Below are 19,883 nucleotides of genomic sequence, written 5' to 3'. Positions count from 1 at the left end.
AGCCGCCCCGGGAGCCAGTGCATGCGGGGAGGCTAGCGCTTGTCCTTCGCCTTGCTCGGCTTGAGCATGTTGCGAATCTTGTTCTCGAGGTCCTGCGGCAGACAGGGCTTGGCGACGAACTCGTCGGCGCCGGCATCCTTGGCCTGGTTCTCGCTGCCGGCGAGCACATGGCCGCTGAGCGCCATCACGGGGATGTCGCGGGTGCGGTTGTCGCCTTTGATGAGGCGAGTGGCCTCCCAGCCATCCATCACGGGCAGGGACAGGTCCATGAGGATGATGTCGGGGTTGGCCTCCTGGGCCTTCTCGACGGCCTCCTGGCCGTTGCGAGCCGTCTCCACCTGGAAGCCGGCGAACTCCAGGTACTCGGCATACATCTCCCGGGCGTCATCGAAGTCATCGACGACGAGGACGCGCTTCTTGGAGGGTGCAGACTCGGCGCTGGCACCTACCTCGGCTGGCGGAAGGACTTTCGTGGCCGATTGGCTCATGGCGCTGGGGTTCTCCGGCGAACAGGGATACGGGGGCGGGATCATTCTATACACGGACTGGGCCGCGCGCCCCGTCCCCCCTGGGGGCGGAGGGTGTACCACCGGGCTGTCGGAGTGTCCGGAAAACGACACCGCCCCCTCGAAGCCAAGCTCCGAGAGGGCGGCGGTACGGCGTTGCAGCAGGGTTCAGCCCATCCGGACTACGGGACCGCGACCGGCACGGCAATGGGGGTGACAGAAGAGCCGCTGATCGTGACGTCGGACGTCTGAGGAACACCCCAGCCCGACTCATATACGTCCGAGGTCGGGGTGAGTGCACTGTAGAGAATGTAGATGGGGATGTTGGAGGTCGGATTGAACGGCGTATAGGTGGTGGGAGTCGTCGGGAGTGCCGGCGGCGTGTACTGGAAGCGGAAGCGCGTCGTGTAACCCGACGTGTTGAAGGGGAAGACTGGCTTCTCCGGCGGGTTCTTGGTGGCAATGGGAGCCGTAGGCTCCGCCGGCGCGAGCAGGAACCCTGACGTCGCACTCAAGATCTTGCCCGTGGACGGGTCCCTCTCGCCGGGGGCATCACCAATCTTGCCGCTGTTGTTGAGGTCCGCCCCCACGAACACATAGGCGTAGGAGGAGGTCGCAAGACGCGCCGTCATCACCTGGTTGAAGTTGACGTAGACGAGCTCACCGTTGTCGATCAGTCCATTGTTCGTTCCCGACTCCTGGAACTTCACGCTCTCGACGCTGATGGCCAGGGGATTGGCCGGATCTCCTGCGAAGAAGGCAACGGAGGGGGAGGTGGCGTACACGCTACCGCCGCTGGCCGCTCCATTGAGCGCGACTGCACGCAGATAGAGGTTGTACTCCCGGCCCGCCTGGATCGCCTGCGACGGCGTGAGGGTGAGGACGGTACCTCCGCTGGCCAGTGACTTGGAGATACCCAGGCTCTCGCGGCCATACTCGTCCGTCAGCCCCACGATGACCGAGCTGGACTGCACGGGCTGGTTGAAGACGATATAGATGTTCTCGCCCGGCTTGATCATGTTGAACAAGGGGAGGTACGAGCTGCCCTTCAGCGCGGCGACATTGCTGTAGTCGATCGCGAGCGTACCCGCGGGCGGGTTGTAACCGTACGGCAGGCTCTCGGTCTTGACCGTCCCCGAAGTAATCAGGGTCTGGGAAGAGTAAACGCGCACGAGGCCACCGGTCTCGAACACGCCATCACCGTTGGTGTCCATCGCGGCAACAGAGAGCCTGTACTGCGCACCGAGCCGATTGGCCTCGATCGGGTTCGGGACCTTGTCGAAGGTCAGGACACCCTGGGCATCCGCAACAGCCTCGACCACCACCTTGCTGCTGGTCTGCTCGGACAGGCCAAAGAGGACAGTCCCCGCAGGATCGATATCGAGAGTCGCCTTGGCGCCCTCAGCGGGACGGCCCGTGGGGCCGACGAGGTTGATCTTCACCTGGCCATTGAGCTCGCTCAGCAGGACAGGGCCGAAGCTCGCGTTGCCGTTGTTGATGGGAACGTTGCCTGCCGAGTCCGGCACGACGGAGGAGGCGCGAAGCGAAGCAAAGCCGTCCTTGCTGAACGTCAGCAGCACCTGAGCTCCGGCCGGCACGTCCTGGAAGGTGAAGTTGCCGGCCTCATCCGTGGTGGCCGTCTTCGCCGTGGCGGAGCTGCCGACCGTCAGCGAGACGTTGGCCCCTCCCAGCGGCTTCTGCTGCGTCGTCAGCACCTGACCGGAGACCGTGCCCTTCGGCGTCGAGGGCACCACCACCGATACGTTGTTCGGATCCTGGACACCGTCGGCAATTCCATCCCCGTTCGCGTCCTCTGGGCTGCTGCAGCCGAACATCAGGGCCGGCACGAGGGCCATCACCAGCTTCTTCATCGTCCCCACCTTTAAAGTGTTTCTGAAGAGTCCACGCCGCGACATACGGCGGCGGGGCGACACTCTCGGACCTCGGGCACATGACGTCAAGGTGGTGACACTTCACTCAACCCATGGCGTCTCCCGGATCATCTGTCAGCGGCTCCTACCTTCCCCTCTATCCTCCTCAGGGGCCGCGCCGAAAGGCTACCCTGTTACGGTTTCCCCCTATGTCCGACGTGAATGATCCGTGCCTGGGCTGTGCCATCGTCCAGGGGACCACACGCCCCGTGGGCGGGATCCTCGCCCGTGCGCCCGGGCTGGTGCTCCATGGCGTCGCCTCTCCCAGCCCCGTGCCCGGCTGGGTGGTCATCTCCAGCGAGCGCCACGCCCGCGCCCTGTACGAGCTCGACGACGCCGTCGCCCGGGAGCTGGGGGCCTTCGCCGCCCGGGTGATGCGCGCCCAGCGCCAGGCCCTCGGCGCCGAGCACGCCTACGCCTTCGCCATCGGCGATGTGCTGCGCCACTTCCACCTCCACCTCGTGCCTCGCTTCCCGGACACCCCTCGGCACCTGTGGGGCCGCGCCGTCTTCGACGCTCCCGCCGAGGACCACCGCTCCCCCGAGGAGCTGGAGGCCGCCGCGCGGACCCTCGCCGCGGCCCTGGCGGCCGGCCCCTGAGCACCCGCGAGCCGCGCGCCCGCCCGCCTGCCTGCCCACGGCCCGGTGCGAATTTTGGAGGCTGTCCCGTGGACCTCCTCTCCCTGGGTGGGGAGAATGACGGCGCTCCCATGAGATTGCTTCGTCCTGCCCTGCTCGTCCTGTCGCTGCTGCTCGCTCCTGGCTTCGCGTTGGCCAACAACACCGCGGATGAGGCGGACGTCGCCTTCGAGCTGGGCAACGAGGCCTACTCCAAGGGCAACTACAACGAGGCGCTGCGCTCCTACTTCACCAGCTACCGGCTCGTCCCCAACCGCAACGTCCTCTTCAACATCGCCCGCTGCTACGAGGCGCAGAACCGCTTCAACGAGGCCTACCGCTACTACAACGATCTGCTCGCAGGAGATCCGCTCCCGGACGAGGACGCCGCCGAGGTCCACCACGCGCTGGAGCGCCTGCGCCCCAAGGTGGCCCTGGTGCGTGTGGCCAGCACCCCCGAGGGCGCCGAGGTCTACATCGACCGGGCGGACCTCGGCAGCCGCGGCCGCTCGCCGCAGACGCTCGCGCTGTCTCCCGGCCGCCACAAGGTGATGGTGAAGAAGGAGGGCTACCGCCCCGCCGAGGCCTCCGTCCTCGTCTCCCGAGGCCGCTCCGTCTCACAAGAGTTCGAGCTGTCCCTCATCACCGGCACCGTGGAGCTCAGCGGCACGCCCGAAGGCGCCGAGGTGCGCACCGAGCCCGAGGGCGCCGTCCTCGCCCGGGTGCCCGGGACGCTGAAGCTGACGCCCGGGCAGCACGTGCTGTACGTGCGCGCGGCCGGCCACGCCTCCGCGCAGCTCGTCGTGGAGGTCCCCGCCGATGGCGCCGTGAAGGTGCCCGTGGCGCTCGGCGCCCAGACGAGGCCCACCGGGCGCCTCGTCGTCACCGCCAACCGCGAGAGCGCCAGCGTGCGCGTGGACGGCAAGCCCGTGGGCTTCACTCCCACCGTCATCACCCTCCCCGAGGGCGAGCACATCGTCGAGGTGGAGAGCCTCGAGGTGCGCCCCCTGCGCCAGGAGGTGAAGGTGGTGGCCGACCAGGAGGTCCGGGTCATCGCCGAGCTGCACTACGCCCCTCCGCCCGTGCGCGCCGCGTCCAAGGGGCTGACCTCCGTGGACGAGGCCCCCGCCTCCACCACCGTGCTGACCCAGGAGGAGCTGCGCGCATTCGGCTGGCGCACCCTGGCCGAGGCCCTCGCCGGCGTGCGCGGCTTCTTCCTCGCGGACGATCGCACCTATACGTACGTGGGCGTGCGCGGCTTCTCTCCCCCGGGCGACCTCAACACCCGCATCCTCATCCTCTGGGACGGCCACTCGATGAACGACGTGTGGGCGGGCCAGGGCTACGCCGCGCATGATCTCTCGGTGGACCTGGAGGACGTCGAGCGCATCGAGGTGGTGCGCGGCCCCGGCAGCGCCCTGTACGGCACCGGCGCCTTCTTCGCCGTCATCAACGTGGTGCCGCGCGAGTCGCTGGGGCTGGAGCGGAACGTGGAAGTCACGGGCACGGTGGGGGCGCTCGGGACCGCCAGCCTGCATGCCTCCGCGGGATGGGAGAACGGCGTGGATCGCTCCGTGCTCCTGTCCGGCGCCACCCTGCGCGCCACGGGCGCGGAGAGCACCCTGCTGGCCCCCAATACCCGCGTGCAGGGGCTCGACGGTGAGCGGGGCTTCGGCGGCGCGCTGCACGCGCGCCTGGGCAACCTCACGCTCATGGCCCGCCTCAACACCCGCGTGAAGGAGACCCCCACCGGCCCCTTCGGCACCGCGATTGGCGCCCAGGGCACCCAGGTGCAGGACACCCGCGGCTTCATCGAGGCGCGCTACGAGCGCCCCTTGAGCGACAGCGTCAACCTCACCTTGCGGGGCGCGTTCGACCTGAGCCGCTACCGCGGCTATTGGATGTACGCGTCCGATGACGGCACGAGCCTGATGCGTGACACCGACGCGGGCCGGGCCGACTGGCTCTCCTCCGAGGCCCGCCTGCAGCTGGCCCTGTTCGAGGGCAACCGCCTCACCGTGGGCCTGGAAGGCCAGGGGCAGATCCGCGTGGAGCAGGAGACGTTCGGCGCGGCGGCAGACAACACCCTGCCGGCGAAGGCGCGCACCCTGGTGTCCCTCTACCTGATGGACGAGTGGCGCCTGCACCCGCGGTTGAGCCTCTCGGCGGGCCTGCGCCTGGACAAGTACCTGGACCTGGACACGGTGCCCATCACTCCGCGCCTGGCCCTCATCGGGCGGCCGTACGACGGGGGCCTCACCAAGCTCGTCGTCGGCCGCGCCTTCCGCGCCCCCAACGTCTACGAGCTGTTCTACGACGACCGGCTCGTCACCCAGCGGCCCGCGGAGCAGTTGGACCCGGAGACCATCACCACCTTCGAGCTGGAGCACTCGCACGACTTGACGAACGAGCTGCGGCTGACCGTCGCGGGCTACCACAACCGCATCTCCAACCTCATCACCCTGGAGACGGACGCGCTGCCAGTGCCCCGGTGCGGCAGCCCGCTGGGCACCGAGCAGTGCATCGTCTTCAAGAACAGCACCGACGAGACGCTCGCCTGGGGCGCGGAGGCCGGCCTGCACTGGCAGCCGGGCCGCTTCCTGCTGGTGGACCTGAGCTACTCCTACGTCAGCCTGCGCCACGTCTCGGAAGAGGTGAAGGTCGCCACGCCCACCCACATCATCTCGGGGCGCATGCTGGTGCCGCTGGCCAATGGAGAGGTGCGGCTGGCCACGCAGGCCAACTACCAGAGCGCCCGCGACTTCGGCTCGGGAGGCAAGGACAGCGGCGAGGCGCTGCTGCTGGGGGTCGGCCTCTCCGGCGAGTTCTCCCGCTTCCGCTACTTCGCGGGCGTGCAGAACCTGCTGGACGAGCAGTACGTGCTGCCGGTGAGCGCGGAGTCCTCCACCGCGCCGGTGCCCCAGTATGGCCGCACCTTCACCCTGCAGCTCACGGGCACCTACTGAATGAGCACCCTGGGGCAAGCCCGCGCCGCGGCGCGCGAGCTGACCGATGCCCTGGTGCGCGTGGCGTACCGCGGCGCCTACTCGCTGGCCATGGCGTACTGGTTCGTGCGCCGCCCCCCGGTGGAAGGTGTCTTCGTCGGCGTGTGGCACGGCCGGCGCGTGCTGCTGCTGCAGAACTCCTACAAGCGCCTCTTCAGCATGCCGGGAGGAGGCGCCCACGCGGGCGAGTCCCACGTGCAGACGGGCCTGCGCGAGCTGCGCGAGGAGGTGGGCCTCTCCCTGAATGCCGCGGAACTTCACGCCGCGTATGACGTGGTGGACCACGAGGAGTACAAGCGCGACCACGTCTCCTTCCTGGAGCTGGAGGTGGACGCCGAGCCAGCGCTCACCATCGATCGCCGCGAGGTGGTGTGGGCCGCCTTCATCGACGTGGACGCCGCGCTTCAGCTCCCCCTGTCGGGCCCGGTCCGCGCCTACCTCACGGACGCCGCGCGGCGGCGCTCCCGCTCGCCCTGAAGTATCTTCCCCCGCCGGAGGAGCCAGGAGCCATGACGGGTATCCCAGAGCGCGCACCCCAGCGCCTACCAGGGCGCACGATGGCCGCGCGCACGCGCGAGTTCCTCGAGCTGCACCAGCGCATCCACTGCATCGGCGACGAGCGTGCCCATGCGGCGCTCCTCGAGGAGCTGCAGCACCCCTCGCGGCCCTACATCGTCTCCTTCGTCAACGCGCACGCGGCCAACCTGGGGTGGAACACCCCCTCCATGCTGGAGAGCCTGCTGCGCTCGGATCTGCTGCTGCGAGACGGCATTGGCGTGAAGCTGGGGCTGAAGGCCTTCGGGCGCCCCCACGGCCTGAACATGAACGGCACGGACTTCATCCCCAAGATTGCCCGCGCCTACAAGGGCCGGCGCGCCGCGCTGTTCGGCACGCGCTCTCCCTGGCTCGACACAGCGCGGCAGAAGCTGGAGGCCGAGGGGCTGGTGGTGGTGGCCTGCCACGACGGCTTCTCTCCGCCCGAGGTGTATCTGGACCTGGCCGCCGAGACGAAGCCGGAGCTCATCATCCTCGCCATGGGCATGCCCAAGCAGGAGGACATCGCCGTCCGGCTGCGAGAGCGGCTCTCCCACCCCGTGCTCATCGTCAACGGGGGCGCCATCCTCGACTTTTTGGGAGGCAAAGTAACCCGGGCCCCCGAGCTGCTGCGCAACACCGGACTGGAGTGGGTGTACCGGCTCTATCTGGAGCCCAAGCGCCTGGCCCGGCGTTATCTCCTGGGCATTCCGGTGTTCTTCTCCCACGTGGCCATGACTCGCCTGGCCGGCCCCCGTGCATCCGAGGGGACTGGCCGGGCCCCGTGACATGTCCGTGTGGCGCGTGGGAAAGTGCGCGCTCCTGGTCCCTGGATGGATACCGCTCGCGCCCATGAGGAGTTCCTGCGCACCCGCATCTTCCCGGGGCTGGACGGATTGCGCTGTCTGAGCATCGTCCTGGTGGTGGCCTACCACGTCTCGGGGCTGCACTCGGGCTTCGTGGGCCGCGGCTACCTGGGCGTCTCGCTCTTCTTCGGCATCAGCGGCTTCCTCATCACCTCGCTGCTGCTGCGCGAGCATGACTCGCACGGGCAGATCTCCCTGGGGCGCTTCTACGGCCGGAGAGCGCTGCGCATCTTCCCGCTCTACTACGCGGTGCTCAGCGCGTACGTGGTGCTGACGCTCCTGTTCGAGCGGAGCACGATGGAGCGGGCCGACTTCTTCGCCAACCTCCCGGCCTTCCTCACGTACACCTCCAACTGGTTCGTCCCGCTGGAGCCGGACAAGCGCATCATCTTCTACTTCGCCTGGTCGCTGGCCACCGAGGAGCAGTTCTATCTGATGTGGCCCGGCGTGATGCGCGCGGCCCACCGGTGGGGCGCGGTGTTCTTCATGACGGGGCTGCTCGCCATCTCGCTGTGGGCGCCCTGGGCCGTGCAGACGGAGCGGCTGGATGACTCGCTGCTCTCGGTGCGCATCCTCGCCAGCTTCTCGCCCACCATCTGCATGGGGTGCCTGGCGGCCTATGCGCTGCACTCGCCTCGGGGCTTCGCGTGGGTGTACCGCGCGCTCGGCCAGCGCTGGGTCCCGGTGCTGATGATGGCGCTCGTCCTGCTCGCGGTGGGGACCAACGGCACGCCCTACTGGCTCACCTCGATGCTGATGGCGGCGCTGGTGGTCTCCAGCTGCATCCGCACGGACCACTTCCTGCTGCCCGTGCTCACGCTGCGGCCCATCCGGTACGTGGGGATGATCAGCTACGGCGTCTACCTGATGCACATGATCGCCTTGAACCTGGTGCGCCGCGCGGCGCCCGGCCAGGGCTTCGCCGTGAACTTCCCGCTGACCCTGGCCCTGAGCGTGCTGATGGCGGGCCTGAGCTACCGCTACTTCGAGAGCCGCTTCCTGCGCCTCAAGGAGAAGCTGGCCGCTGGCCCTTCTCAGCCGAAGGCTTCCCCGGCGCCTTCGCCGGCTCCAGCGTCAAGTCCAACACCGTGATGGAGTAGGGAGGCAGCTGCGCCTCCATCATCCCCGCGCTCATGCCGGGAGCCTGCTGCTCGGCGAAGCCGCTCGGCTCTCCCGCGTACGTCATCACCCGCGAGCCCTTGAGCACGCCGCAGCCCTTGAGCTCCACCCGGGCGCTGCGCGCGGTGTCCGGATCCACGTTGAGGGCAATGGCCACCAGGTGCCGGCCATCCACGCTGCGCGAGGCGAAGAGCGAGGTGCCCTCCTCCGCGCTCGAGGGCACATAGGCGTCCTGGAAGCGGCCGCCGTGCCCGTCGAAGTTGCGGTAGGCCCGGAACGCCCACCACGCGGGGCTGCGCGGCGGCGGGGTGGCGAAGTAGAAGGCCGCGGTGAGGCCCCCTTCCGCGAAGCGGCCCAGCGCCTCGGCCTGGGCGAGCCCGCCGCTCATGTGCCTCGCGGCGCCGAAGTTGTACTCGCCGATGGCGATGCCCCGGCCCGGGTAGTTGTCCTCCACCATCTTCTTCAGCCGGGGGATGAGCCGCACCGGCTCGGCGATCCAGGACTCGTCCTTGTAGCTTGGATCCCACAGCGCGCGTGTGGAGCGGATGCGCAGCGCGGCCGACTCCGGGTCGGTCTTCTCGCCCTTGTCCGGGGAGACCCCGTCCGCCTGCGGGTAGTAGTGCACGTCCACCACGTCGAGGATGCGCGTGCCCGTCTTCTTCTCCTCCTCGCGCAGCTTGCGCAGGTACCAGGGCAGCAGCGGCAGGTTGCCGTGGGCCTTGCGGTCCGCATCCGGCGTGGCGCCCTTGGCCACGTCCGCCGCCGAGCGGAAGTAGGCCGTCCAGCCCCACTCGGCCGGCCCGGCGATGACGGCGTCCGGATCCGCCTCGCGCACGGCCGTGCCGTAGGAGAGGGTGCGCTCCAGCAGCTCGTCATACGTGGCGGGCTCGGGGTGCACGTCCCGGTGCGTCGAGTTCCACAGCATCGGCTCGTTGTCGAGGAAGTACATGTGCACGCTGCGGCCGCGCTTCATGTCCTTCTGGCGCAGAGCGCGAACCCACTCGGCGATGAACTCGGGCGGAGCCGCCACGCTTGTTTGCGAGGGCGCCAGCGGCGTCAGCTCGCGGCCCGAGGAGGACCGGCCGTTGCCCGCCTCCTTCACCTCGGGGTCCATCCTCTCCTGGGGGCCGAACTTCGACAGCGGGAAGCTCACCGAGCTCGTGTCCCTGGCCACCCAGCCGAGCATCGGCAGCGTGAGCGCGGACTGCATCCCGTGCGTGCGGTTGGCCATGAGGAAGTCGTCATAGGTGAACTGCGGCCTGTCCCCGGGCGCGGTGTTGCGGAAGAACCAGTCGTTGGCCGTGTTCCAGGCGTTCAGCTTCCAGTTGTAGCGGCTGGTGGGGTTGCCGCCCCAGCGGCGCACCGTGGCGCCCAGCTCCCACTGATCCGTGCCGCTGGACTCCTTCAGCGCGTCGAACGCGATGCCGTAGATTTGCGAACTGATGTAGTGGCTGGGCGCCGTGCAGTCCACGGACAGGCTCGCGGGCCGGGGAGGCCCCACCGCCTTGCGCGCCTGGCTCATGCCCATGCCCATTCCCATTTCCATGGCCGGCGCCGCCATCCCCATCGCGGCCTCGGCGCTGGTGAAGCCGAGCGAATCCAGCTGCACCCACTCCGAGCCCACGCGCTTGTGCGCCCGCATGATCACCCGGTCGAAGGGCTGCATCTTCGGGTTCAGCTCCGGCCACGGCACCAGCACCTGAATCCAGTCATCCTGGTGGTTCACCACGTGCTGGGGCCCCACGCGCACCCGCGGGAACACCGTCTTGTCCGCGGCGTCCAGGCGGACCTCCAGGAAGTCGCCATATGCGGAGGGCGCCTTGTACCGGAACGCCAGCCCCGAGAAGCCGCTCTGCAGCGGCTGCATCCGGCGCAGCGACCAGCCGCCCAGCTCCGCCATCATCACCTTCGCCGGCCCGGGGCCCTGCACCTCGCGCTCGCTCCAGCCGCTGGCCTCCCAGCCGGGCTTCACGCCGTCCTGATAGGCCACCTCCACCAGCGCCAGCGAGGCCACGCCCTTGGGCATCTCGGACATCTGCGCCCCGGGGTGCGTGAACCCGAGCCCCTCCACCTCCACCCAGTCCGAGCCCACGCTCGTGCGCGCCCGGAGGACGAGCCGATCAAAGGCCTTCATGTCCGGGTTCAGCTCGGCCATGGGGATGAGCAGCTGCACCCAGTCCCCGTCCTGCCCGAGCACGTGCCGCGAAGTCACGCTCACGCGCGGAAACACCGTCTTGCCCTCGGAGTCCAGGCGGATCTCCAGGAACTCGCCGAAGCCGGAGGGCGCCTTGTAGCGCAGCGCCAGCCCGCCGAAGGTGCCGTGCACGGGGCTGGAGTGCTTCAGCATCCACCCGCCCCGGTCGGCCATCATCACCTTCGCGGGGCCCGGGCCCTGCACCTCGCGCTCGCTCCAGCCGGCGTCCTGCCAGCCGGGCTTCACGCCGCCCTGGTAGATGGGCTCCGCCAGCTCCACCGACATGCCCGGCTTGGGCGTGAGGGAGGACCTCTTCGAAGCGCCGGGAGTGGCGGCTTGGGCTCCACCGCTCTCACAGGCGGACAGCAGGACGGCACACGTCGCCAGCAAGGCCACCCAGGGCCCCGGACCCACCCTGCTGCTTCCGGTCAGGCGCCGTGCGCGGCTCCCTCCGGTCCCGTGTCTCATGGCGCTCCGCTCGAGTCCTTCCCCGCGTCCCGCGGGAACCCTTCTGCTCCCTGCGCGGACGCCTGCCGGTAACGCGCGATGCGCCGGGCCACTTCCCGCCACGAGCCCGCCTCCGCCCTCGCCCCGCGCAGGTACTCCATGGTGTAGGCCACCGAGGTGCTCTTGAAGGCCACCTGCTTGAGCCCCAGGCGATCCGCCAGCTTCGCCGCGCCCATGAGCGCGTTCGTCACCGGCTTGGTCGGCCCGGGCAGCGCCACCGCCGTGGCCAGCAGCGGCCGCGCCAGCGCGTTCATCTCGAAGAGCATCCGCCACGGATCCACCTGGGGCACGTCCGAGTGCCGCTCGGACAGCCGCGAGTCCATGATGCCGTAGCGGTGCGCCCGCGCCAGCCACTTCTCGAAGCTGGTGTGGTCCGAGCCGTGGAGCACGTACGAGTCGTTGCAGAAGCGCACCTGGCAGCCGGCCTTCTCCAGGCGGATGCCCAGCTCGATGTCCTCCGACTGCTTCAGGCTCGGATCAAACCCGCCCACCGCCACGTAGTCCTCGCGGCGGAACGAGACGTTGCCCGTGTAGAGGTTCCACCCGTGGGCGCCCTCCTCGTGCAGCCGGCGGGCGAGCCTGTCATGCAGGTACGCGTACCAGCGCTCGAAGAGCGGCATGTCCGAGATGGCCGGATCCGGATCAATGCGCCCCAGCACCACGTGGCGCGAGCCCTCCGGGTGCTGCTCCAGGTGCCGCTGAACGAAGTCCTCGGGCACCTGCATGTCGTCGTCGGTGATGATGACGACGTCACCACGCGCGGCCAGCACGCCCCGGTGCCGCGCCGCCGCCGCGCCCGCGTTCTTCTGCGTCTCCACGCGCAGCGTGTACGGCAGCTCCTGGGCCAGCGCCTCCAGCGGGCCCTGCGCGGGCTCCTTGGAGCCGTCATCCACCACCACGACTTCGTAATCGCTGGGAGGCAGCGTCTGACGGGCGAGCTGTTGAAGGAGCCGCGGGAGCAGGGCCAGCCGGTTGTACGTGGCCATCACCACGCTCACCCGAGGCCGCTGTGCTTCGTTCCGCGGCGGAGCATCCGAGCTCGCCGAGGGCGAGTCGCTCACTTCTTGCTCCCCACCCGTTGCTGCAGCGTCACGCTGCCCAGGAAGCGCGCCTTGCCGATCAGCTCCAGCGTCTGCCGCGCCGAGGAGAACTGCGTGGAGCCCAGCGGCACGCACAACAGCGCGCGCTCGGTGTTCAGCGCCACCTCGAGGCCCACCGGGTTGGTGAGCACCGAGTCCAGGCAGACGACGACCATGCCGCCCTGCTCCACGTGCGCCCGCATCTCCCGCACCAGCCGCGAGGCCGCCCCAGGAGGCAGCCCCTCCGCGTCGATGAAGCGGATGGGTTTGTCGCGGTACTGGCTGCCCACCTCGACGATGGCGCGCGCGGCCATGAGCCCCGAGGCCCCAGGCTGCGCCGGCACCACCGCCAGCGAGTTCCACTTCTCGCGCTGGGTGAGCAGCGTCCACAGGTGCAGCAGCTCGGTGGGAATCGGCTCCGAGGGGCTGGGGACGACTTCGTTGTGGACGGGCTCTTCGGGAGCAATGGGCACCGGCGTTGGCGTGCCCCGCACGACAGACCAGGGACGGGGACGCGCCGGTCCCGGCTTGGCGCCGTTCCCGTCGCCGCCCCGAGGAGGCCCGTTGCCCCCTGAATTGTCGTTCGGCTCGTACATAGACGGATCCAGTCTACTCATTTTCCAGCGGCTGCCCAGTGGGGCCTCATGGGCAGGATCATGCGAGTCAACAGACAGACTGCGCCGTTCTGTTCGGGCTGAACGCGCCCCTTTCCGGCTCATGTGCGCCCACCTCCCTCCTGGACCGACGATCCCAGCAAGGGTGCGCTCTCAACAGGCGTAGGAGATCTCACGGGTTGCCACGCGCCGGTGAGGATCGCCAGCTTGCCGGTGATGGTGACGGACAGGGCCATGAGGATCATCCCGTACCAGCTGGTGATGCCCATGTCTCCGAAGCACTGGTTTGTATAGGCGATGACAATCGCGATGCAGACCAGCGCTGCGGCGCGCCAGTGAGGCGGGTGGGCGCGGTGATAGGAGCGCGTGGCGAAGAACATGGTGACCGCGACGAACATCCACACCCCTGAGAAGCCCAGCGCTCCGCCGAAGGCCAGCAGGCCCAGCACCGAGTTGTGCGGGTGGTAGCGCCAGTCCTCGAAGAGGTGGGAGATGTCATCGAGCTTCATCACCACGTCGAAGCCGTGGCCATACCCCGTGCCCAGCAGCGGGTTTCGCTGCCAGGTGGAAATGAGGTTGAAGTTCTCCACGTCGCGGTAGTCCATCTCGCCGGTGTCGTTGTGCTCGCCGACGATCATCGACTTGATCGTGTTCACGGGCGAGAAAAAGCCCGTCGGATTGCTCCAGCCGATGACGATATAGGCGAGGATCAGCGGCAGCAGCGCGACGCCCACGCGCGTGGCGTAGACCTTCACGCGCGTCCACGGGCTGAGCAGGAACATGGTGACCAGCGCCTGATCAAAGCTGGCGTACGCGAGGCGGCGATCGTTGTAGTTCATGCCCATGAGGATGACGCCGCACACCAGCGCCATCCGCCGGAAGTTCTTCCAGGTGGGCTCCTCCGTCCACGAGCTGAGGGCGATGGCCAGCCCCGTCACGTACAGCACCGTGTCCGAGTGGGTGGTGGCGTACTCGCTATAGAGCCCCTGGGGCCGGACGATGAAGACGATGAAGAAGGCGCCCAGGAACGCCTTGACGAAGCAGGCCCAGACGATGATCCGCCCCAGGAGCCGGAAGTCCTCCGGCCCCTTGATGGAGATGGTGAACAGCAGCACGAACATCGGCATCAGCAGCAGCTTCTGGAGCTGCCACTTCGCCGGACGCCCGTCTCCTCCCCGCGCCACGCCCCAGACGTACATCCAGGCGATGGTCACCAGGATGAGCAGGAGCGCGTTGATCAGCGGCTTGGGTAGCGGCGTCATCGGCTTGTCGATCTTCAGCCCCACCGCCCGCCGGTAGATGTAGAGGAGGATCAACCCGAACACCGACACGTCGATCAGCGTGAAGCCGAGGCCGGGGATGTGGGTGATATTGTTGAGGGGGACGTAGAACAGCCGGCCGAGGAAGGAGACCGGCGACTGCCACAGCCCCGAGTAGGGCACCTCCACGGCGCAGTCCACCGTGAGCAGGATGGTGAGCAGGACGAGGACGGGGGAGCGCAGCGGCACCTTGGCCAGCACCCACAGCAGGATGGCCACCGCCATGGGCAGCATCGCCACGGCCGGGAAGAGGATGACCAGGACCAGCGTGGACAGCACCAGGCCGCCCACCAGCGCGAGGAAGACAGGGGTACGGGAGAGGAAAGCTTCCATCGTCGTCCTCAGGGTGCTCCGCCCGGGCGCGTGCTCAGGGCTTGCGCGCCTCGCGGGTGGTCCGCACCCACTCCCCCTTCTTGTCTCGAGGGCCCGCCACCATCAGCCACACCTTCCACACCACGTAGAAGGGCGCTCGCATCAAGTCCAACAGCCCGCGCGCCCCCATGCCCGACACCCACCAGCCGCGCAGCACGTACAGGGCCAGGCTGGCCACGCAGAACGCCGCGGCCCAGGCGGTGAGCGCCACGTGCCCCTGCCACGCAGAGAGCGCGCCCCCGGCCACCGCCACCGCCACCGCGCCCAGCACCACGTAGGTCAGCGGCGGCACCAGCAGGTCCATGGCCAGGTCCAGCAGCACGTCGTCGCGCTTGTCCAGCGCCTCGCCCAGCAGCGGCACGCCGAACTGCTTCGTCATCGCCCAGCGCCCACCCTCCCAGCGGCGGCGCTGCGAGCGGGCGGCCTTCTCCGAGGACACCATCTCGCCCAGCACCTCGGCCTCCCACGCGTAGTGCACGCGGTGGCCGGCCCGGCCCAGGCGGATGCCGTACTCCAGATCCTCCACGATGGAGAAAGCGTCATGCGGCACCTCGCCGATGACGCGGTGGCTGAAGCACATGCCGTTGCCACGCAGCCCGCACGAGACGCCCAGCCGCTCGCGGCCCAGCGAGCGCACCTTGTGGAACAGCGCCAGGGCAATCGCCATCAGCCGCGTGCGCCACGAGGCCTCCGGGTTGAGCACGCCGTAGTGCGCCTGGATGGCATGGGCGCCCGCCTCCAGCCTCAGGCCGAACGAGTGCAGCAGGTGCGGCGACACCACCGTGTCCGCGTCCACCACCACCACCGCGTCGGCGAAGCCGTCCCTCAGGCTGTGCTCGAAGGCGTGCGCCAGCGCGAAGCCCTTGCCTCGCTTCTCCGTGTCCACGCGCACCAGCACCGTGGCGCCGGCCTCGCGCGCCCGCTCCGCCGTGGCGTCCGAGCAGTTGTCCGCCACCACCAGGATGCGCCGCAGCGCCGCCGGGTAGTCCAGCGCGGACAGGTTGGCCACCGTGCGGGCGATGCCGGCCTCTTCGTTGTGCGCGGGGACGATGATGTCGAACTTCAGGCGCGGAGGCACCCGAGCCGGCGCCTCCATGTCCGCTGACAGCAGCGTCAGCAGCAGCAGATAGCCGCACGCCAGCACCACCGGCAGCGACAGCACCAGCAGCAGAACGTCCGCCCACATCACGGCTTCACCCCGACCCAGGACTCCATGGCTGTCACCCGGAATTCCGGTCCAGCTCCGCCAGCACGGGCACGCCCAGCCCCCGCTCCACCTGCCAGCTCTCCAGCACCCGGCCGCTGAGCACATCCCTGGCCAGCGCCGCGAACACGCCCAGCACCAGCCCGGCGATAATCCCGCCCAGGGCGATGATCAGCGCGTTGGGCTTCTCCGGCTTGCGCGGGAACTCGGCCGGCGAGAGCACCGTGAAGCGGTACTTGAAGGACTTCGAGGCGATGGCCAGCTCCAGCTTCGCCGAGTCGATGCGCTTGAGGATCTGCTGCTGCGCGCTCAGCCGGCTGCGCAGCTTGTCCAGCGCCACCGCCGCGCTCGGGTTCTCCGACACCGCCGGCAACAGCCCCATCAACACCCGCTCCAGGCCGTAAGGATCCGGCACCGGCTCGTCCGGGAACGGCAGCGACTTGCCGCCCAGCTCCCCGTACTCGGCCAGCATCTGCCGCTCCTCTTCCTGCAGCGCCTTCACCTGGGGCGAGCCCTGCCGCAGCGACGCCACCTTCGTCTCCAGCTCCACCACGGACGGGTGGTCCGGCGCGTACATCTCCCGCTTCTGCGCCAGCTCGTCCTGCATCTCCGTCATCCGCTGGTTGTGCTGCACCTGCGCGTCCGAGATGGCGCGGCGCTTGGCGCGGATGAGGAAGCGCAGCTGCGCCAGCTCCTGGTCCTTGTCGCTGAACTTCGGCATCAGCCGCGGGTCACCCACCACGCGCCGGCGCTCGACCATGATGGCGGAGAACGTCTTCTCGAAGTCGTCGTAGGACTCCTTCACCGCGTCGGCCGCCTCCTGCTCGTGCTCCTCGAGGATGGTGATGGCGTCCTTGATGCTGCTCAGCTCCTCATCCTTGCTCTTGTCCAGGAAGCTCTGCTGCGCCGCCTCCACCAGCTCGTAGGCCAGCTGCGGATCTCCCCACTCCACGCCGATCGCCACCTTGCCGTCATTGGTGTTCACGCTCAGGCGCTTCTCGAGCGTGCCCACCATGCCGTCCATCATCGCGTCCTCGTCCGCCGGACCGGAGATCATCCGCATCACCGAGTCCTTGGCGCGCAGCAGCGGCGGGCGCGTGGCCTCCCAGCGGTCCAAGAGGTTCAGGTCCTTGATGAGCTTGACCAGGTTGTCCTGGCGCAGCACCGCCTCGGCGGCGGCCTTCGTCGGGCCGTCCACGTCGTTGACGGGGCGCATGGGGTTGGGCGGATCCGGGTTGAGGATGTTGGCGCGCTCGGGGTTCACCAGCCCGGGGATGATGGTGTTGGCCGTGCGCCGGGGCAGCAGCCGGGCCTCCGAGTACCAGGTGCGCGGCAGCAGCTTGGCCGCCGCCAGCCCCAGCGCCGCCGTCACCAGGAAGGTGCCCAGCACCAGGAACTTGTGGCGCCGCACCGCGCTGCGCACGTAGCCCAGGTAGTCGCTGAGCTGCTCCCAGTCGAAGATGCGCGCATCATCGCGCTCGGCCCCGGGCAGCTCATGAGGTGCGGACATCGCTCTTGCCTCCCGCCGTGGCCTCGGCCGCCCTTGCCAGCAGCCGCAGCACCTGTTGCACGAACTCTTCCTGAGTGAATGGCTTGGTCAAGTACCCGTCCGCCCCGACTTCTTCCGCCTGTGCGCGGTCCAACAACGTGCCGCGCGCGCTGATCATCAACACCGGCAGCCCCGCCAGCTCCGGCTGGCCGCGGATGTACTCACACACGTCGTACCCGGACACATCCGGCAGCGTCAGATCCAGGCACACCAGATCCGGCCGGCCGTGCGCCAGCTGCTCCAGCGCGGCCCGCCCGTTGGACGCCTCCTGGACGCGCGTGACGCCCAGGGCATGCAGGAACTCGCCCACCATCTTCCGGAACAGGGGCGAGTCCTCCACGACCAGGACCGTGCGTTGCGAGACGTCCATGGGGGCGTTTCCGGGTGCTCTCAATCGTCCATCCGCGTCCAGATGACCAGTACGGCGAACGCGTAACAAAGGTTGAAGATGACCATCATCAGCATGGTCTTCTTGACGCCGCGGGCCGGATGACGCTCCCGCGCCGCCAAGCTCGGCAGCAGGTACATCGCGTACAGCACGGACAGCAGGATGAACTTCTTCATGACCTGGTGGGATTAAAGCCTACCATTCTCCTGACGGATCACCAATCCGACGCCCATGAACCACTTATAGATGGGCTCGTTCTCGATCAGAAATTCTCTCAACCTCAAGAGTCGGCCGGACGCCACCACGGCTGTGGAACGGGTAAGCGGCCACTGGAATTTCGCCGAGAGGCGCTCCTCGCCATCGCGCTGGTGAGGGCCCTGCGTCATGGCCTGGGCGGCGGTGAGCTCCAGGTTGAGCTGGGCCTTGCGCCGGCCCACCCACTCGAGGCCAAGGCTCTCCTCGAAGCGGGGGTAGACGAGGGTGCTGTAGACGTCGACGTAGGGGACGTAGCGCGCCGCCAGCTTGGCCTTGACGGGCCAGTGGTAGCCCACCGGAACCGGCGTCTCGAGCGAGGCCTCGCCGATGGGGTGGAGGATGGAGCTCGTCTCCGGGGGTTGCTCGGTGATTTGCGGGCGCCGCTCGCCCGCCGCCAGGCCGAGCTGCAGCTTGCCTTGGATGAGTGGGCTGAACTGGTACTGCACCAGGGGTGAAGTCTGGGCCAGCAGCAGGTGCGCGTCGGTGGAGAAGAACACGTCCCGCCCGTAGAAATCCAAGCCGAGGGTGAGGCGGCGGGTGAGCGAGTGGAAGCCCTGCGCGCGCACCTCCGGCCCCACCTGCGCGGGCGTTGTCCGCTGATCCAAAGGAAGCGGCCCATCCGCGGGAGTACGGGGCACGTGGGGCACGGTGGGCGCGGTGGGTGGATCCAACAGGCCGTTGATGACCACGCCGCCCTGGACGCCGATATACGTGCGCCGGATCCCGACGATGTCGATGCCCACCACGTTCTCGGAGTAGATGTACTTGCTGGCGTCCAACAGGCGCCGGCCCCCGCTGTCGGTGGGCGCGGGCACCCGGAAGTCCTCGAAGGGGAAGGTGCCGTAGGTCGTCGCCTCCATGGCCCAGACCTTGAGGCCCCGCGCCGCCTGGTACTCGCCGCGCAGGAAGGCGAAGGTGAGCACCTCCAGCGTGGGCTGGGTGAAGGCGCGGCGCAGCAGGAGCTGCGGCTCGAGGATGGCCTTTATCTCCACCCTCGGCGTGAAGAGGATGACCTGCCCCCGGGGCGTGAGGAGCACGTCCGAGATCAACAAGGCGTTCGCGGTCTCCGTGAGGTTCGGCGTACGGACCATCGACTCCAGGCGCAGCTGGGACGAGTAGTGGATGGCCGGCGAGCTCGCCAGCACCACGCTCGTCAGCAGCGCGGGCAGCAGGCTCACCATCCGCTCACTCCACCACCACGATGTCGCCGGTGCGCAGCACGAAGGCGGCGCCCTTGCCCTGGGTGCGGCTGACGGCCTCGTAGTCGAAGCGGATGCGCAGCGGCGTGGGGTTGTCCTGCTGGCGCCGCAGCACGTAGATGCCGTCCAGCTGGGCGTAGTCCGTGAAGCCGCCCGCCTGCGCCAGCGCCTGCAGCACGCCGGAGCCGGGCTCCAGGTCCTTCATGCCCGGGCCCTTCACCTCTCCCAGCACCGCGACCTGGATCATCTTGGGGATGGTCACCTTCACCGAGACGCTCGGGTTGCTCACTATCGGCTTGAGCAGCTCTTCAATGCGCCGGGAGAGCACGGGCGGAGTGAGCCCCGCCGCGTCCACGTCGTTGATCAGCGGGATGGTGATGCGGCCGTCATCGCGCACCAGCGTGTTGTCGGAGGTCAGATCGTTCTGGTTCCAGACCTTGATGAAGAGGTGGTCTCCCTTGCGGATGACGTAGCCCTCGTCCTGCATCGAGGGAGGCTCGCGGTAGTCATCGACCCAGATGAAGCGGCCCGGGGTGTAGCAGGCGGCCAGCGCCAGCAGCGCGGCCGGGAGGGCTCGGCGAAGGACACGGAAGGCAGTGGGGGTTGGACGGCACATAGGAAGTCA

Annotated in this window: 17 protein-coding genes; 5 read left to right on the top strand and 12 right to left on the bottom strand. The window is 68.7% G+C overall.

Annotated elements, in window-relative coordinates:
* Nucleotides 1-32: 32 nt before the first annotated feature.
* Entirely contained in the window at nt 33-488 is a 456-nt protein-coding gene (locus ACJ8AT_RS12080) for a response regulator (RefSeq protein ID WP_407737842.1), read from the bottom strand.
* 200 nt (nt 489-688) lie between these two features.
* Entirely contained in the window at nt 689-2,377 is a 1,689-nt protein-coding gene (locus tag ACJ8AT_RS12075; protein ID WP_407737841.1) for a carboxypeptidase-like regulatory domain-containing protein, read from the bottom strand.
* Between the two features lie 209 nt (nt 2,378-2,586).
* On the opposite strand from ACJ8AT_RS12075, the gene ACJ8AT_RS12070 reads away from it, so the two are divergent.
* The 5 genes from ACJ8AT_RS12070 (at nt 2,587) to ACJ8AT_RS12050 (ending at nt 8,551) form a co-directional block, all read left to right on the top strand.
* Entirely contained in the window at nt 2,587-3,036 is a 450-nt protein-coding gene (locus tag ACJ8AT_RS12070) for an HIT family protein (RefSeq protein WP_407737840.1), read from the top strand.
* Nucleotides 3,037-3,146: 110 nt separating this feature from the next.
* A complete protein-coding gene (locus ACJ8AT_RS12065; protein WP_407737839.1) occupies nt 3,147-6,020 on the top strand; it encodes a TonB-dependent receptor domain-containing protein in 2,874 nt (957 codons plus the stop codon).
* The gene (locus tag ACJ8AT_RS12060; RefSeq protein ID WP_407737838.1) at nt 6,021-6,536 is read left to right on the top strand and encodes an NUDIX hydrolase; all 516 of its coding nucleotides are present in this window, start codon (nt 6,021-6,023) and stop codon (nt 6,534-6,536) included.
* 32 nt (nt 6,537-6,568) lie between these two features.
* Nucleotides 6,569-7,381, top strand: coding sequence for a WecB/TagA/CpsF family glycosyltransferase (locus tag ACJ8AT_RS12055; RefSeq protein WP_407737837.1), 813 nt, complete (start codon nt 6,569-6,571; stop codon nt 7,379-7,381).
* Nucleotides 7,382-7,426: 45 nt separating this feature from the next.
* A complete protein-coding gene (locus tag ACJ8AT_RS12050; RefSeq protein WP_407737836.1) occupies nt 7,427-8,551 on the top strand; it encodes an acyltransferase family protein in 1,125 nt (374 codons plus the stop codon).
* On the opposite strand, the gene ACJ8AT_RS12045 is transcribed toward ACJ8AT_RS12050, so the two are convergent.
* The 10 genes from ACJ8AT_RS12045 to ACJ8AT_RS12000 form a co-directional block, all read right to left on the bottom strand.
* A complete protein-coding gene (locus ACJ8AT_RS12045) occupies nt 8,466-11,057 on the bottom strand; it encodes a glycoside hydrolase family 44 protein (RefSeq protein WP_407737835.1) in 2,592 nt (863 codons plus the stop codon). The genes ACJ8AT_RS12050 and ACJ8AT_RS12045 overlap by 86 nt on opposite strands.
* A gap of 179 nt (nt 11,058-11,236) precedes the next feature.
* Complete coding sequence (epsD, locus tag ACJ8AT_RS12040; RefSeq protein ID WP_407737834.1) at nt 11,237-12,340, bottom strand: exopolysaccharide biosynthesis glycosyltransferase EpsD; 1,104 nt, start codon at nt 12,338-12,340, stop codon at nt 11,237-11,239.
* Nucleotides 12,337-12,954, bottom strand: coding sequence for a hypothetical protein (locus tag ACJ8AT_RS12035; RefSeq protein ID WP_407737833.1), 618 nt, complete (start codon nt 12,952-12,954; stop codon nt 12,337-12,339). The genes epsD and ACJ8AT_RS12035 overlap by 4 nt, the downstream gene beginning before the upstream one ends.
* A 119-nt stretch (nt 12,955-13,073) precedes the next feature.
* Nucleotides 13,074-14,624 (bottom strand): exopolysaccharide repeat unit polymerase, encoded by a 1,551-nt coding sequence (gene wzy / locus ACJ8AT_RS12030; protein WP_407737832.1) that lies wholly within the window; start codon nt 14,622-14,624, stop codon nt 13,074-13,076.
* Nucleotides 14,625-14,658: 34 nt separating this feature from the next.
* Complete coding sequence (gene epsU, locus ACJ8AT_RS12025) at nt 14,659-15,849, bottom strand: exopolysaccharide biosynthesis GT2 family glycosyltransferase EpsU (RefSeq protein WP_407737831.1); 1,191 nt, start codon at nt 15,847-15,849, stop codon at nt 14,659-14,661.
* A gap of 34 nt (nt 15,850-15,883) precedes the next feature.
* Nucleotides 15,884-17,377 carry a GumC family protein gene (locus ACJ8AT_RS12020; protein WP_407737830.1) on the bottom strand — a complete coding sequence of 498 codons (1,494 nt, stop codon included), beginning with the start codon at nt 17,375-17,377 and terminating at the stop codon, nt 15,884-15,886.
* Complete coding sequence (locus ACJ8AT_RS12015) at nt 17,361-17,786, bottom strand: response regulator (RefSeq protein ID WP_407737829.1); 426 nt, start codon at nt 17,784-17,786, stop codon at nt 17,361-17,363. The genes ACJ8AT_RS12020 and ACJ8AT_RS12015 overlap by 17 nt, the downstream gene beginning before the upstream one ends.
* 20 nt (nt 17,787-17,806) lie before the next feature.
* Nucleotides 17,807-17,980 carry a hypothetical protein gene (locus tag ACJ8AT_RS12010; protein WP_407737828.1) on the bottom strand — a complete coding sequence of 58 codons (174 nt, stop codon included), beginning with the start codon at nt 17,978-17,980 and terminating at the stop codon, nt 17,807-17,809.
* Between the two features lie 12 nt (nt 17,981-17,992).
* Nucleotides 17,993-19,240, bottom strand: a complete 1,248-nt coding sequence (locus tag ACJ8AT_RS12005) for a hypothetical protein (protein ID WP_407737827.1) — start codon at nt 19,238-19,240, stop codon at nt 17,993-17,995.
* A 4-nt stretch (nt 19,241-19,244) separates the two neighbouring features.
* Nucleotides 19,245-19,874, bottom strand: a complete 630-nt coding sequence (locus tag ACJ8AT_RS12000; protein WP_407737826.1) for a polysaccharide biosynthesis/export family protein — start codon at nt 19,872-19,874, stop codon at nt 19,245-19,247.
* Nucleotides 19,875-19,883 lie beyond the last annotated feature (9 nt).

This window comes from Hyalangium sp., from assembly GCF_045802625.1.
In the GTDB taxonomy this organism is placed as follows: Bacteria; Myxococcota; Myxococcia; order Myxococcales; family Myxococcaceae; genus Hyalangium.
This window is presented reverse-complemented; position numbering and strand designations above follow the sequence as displayed.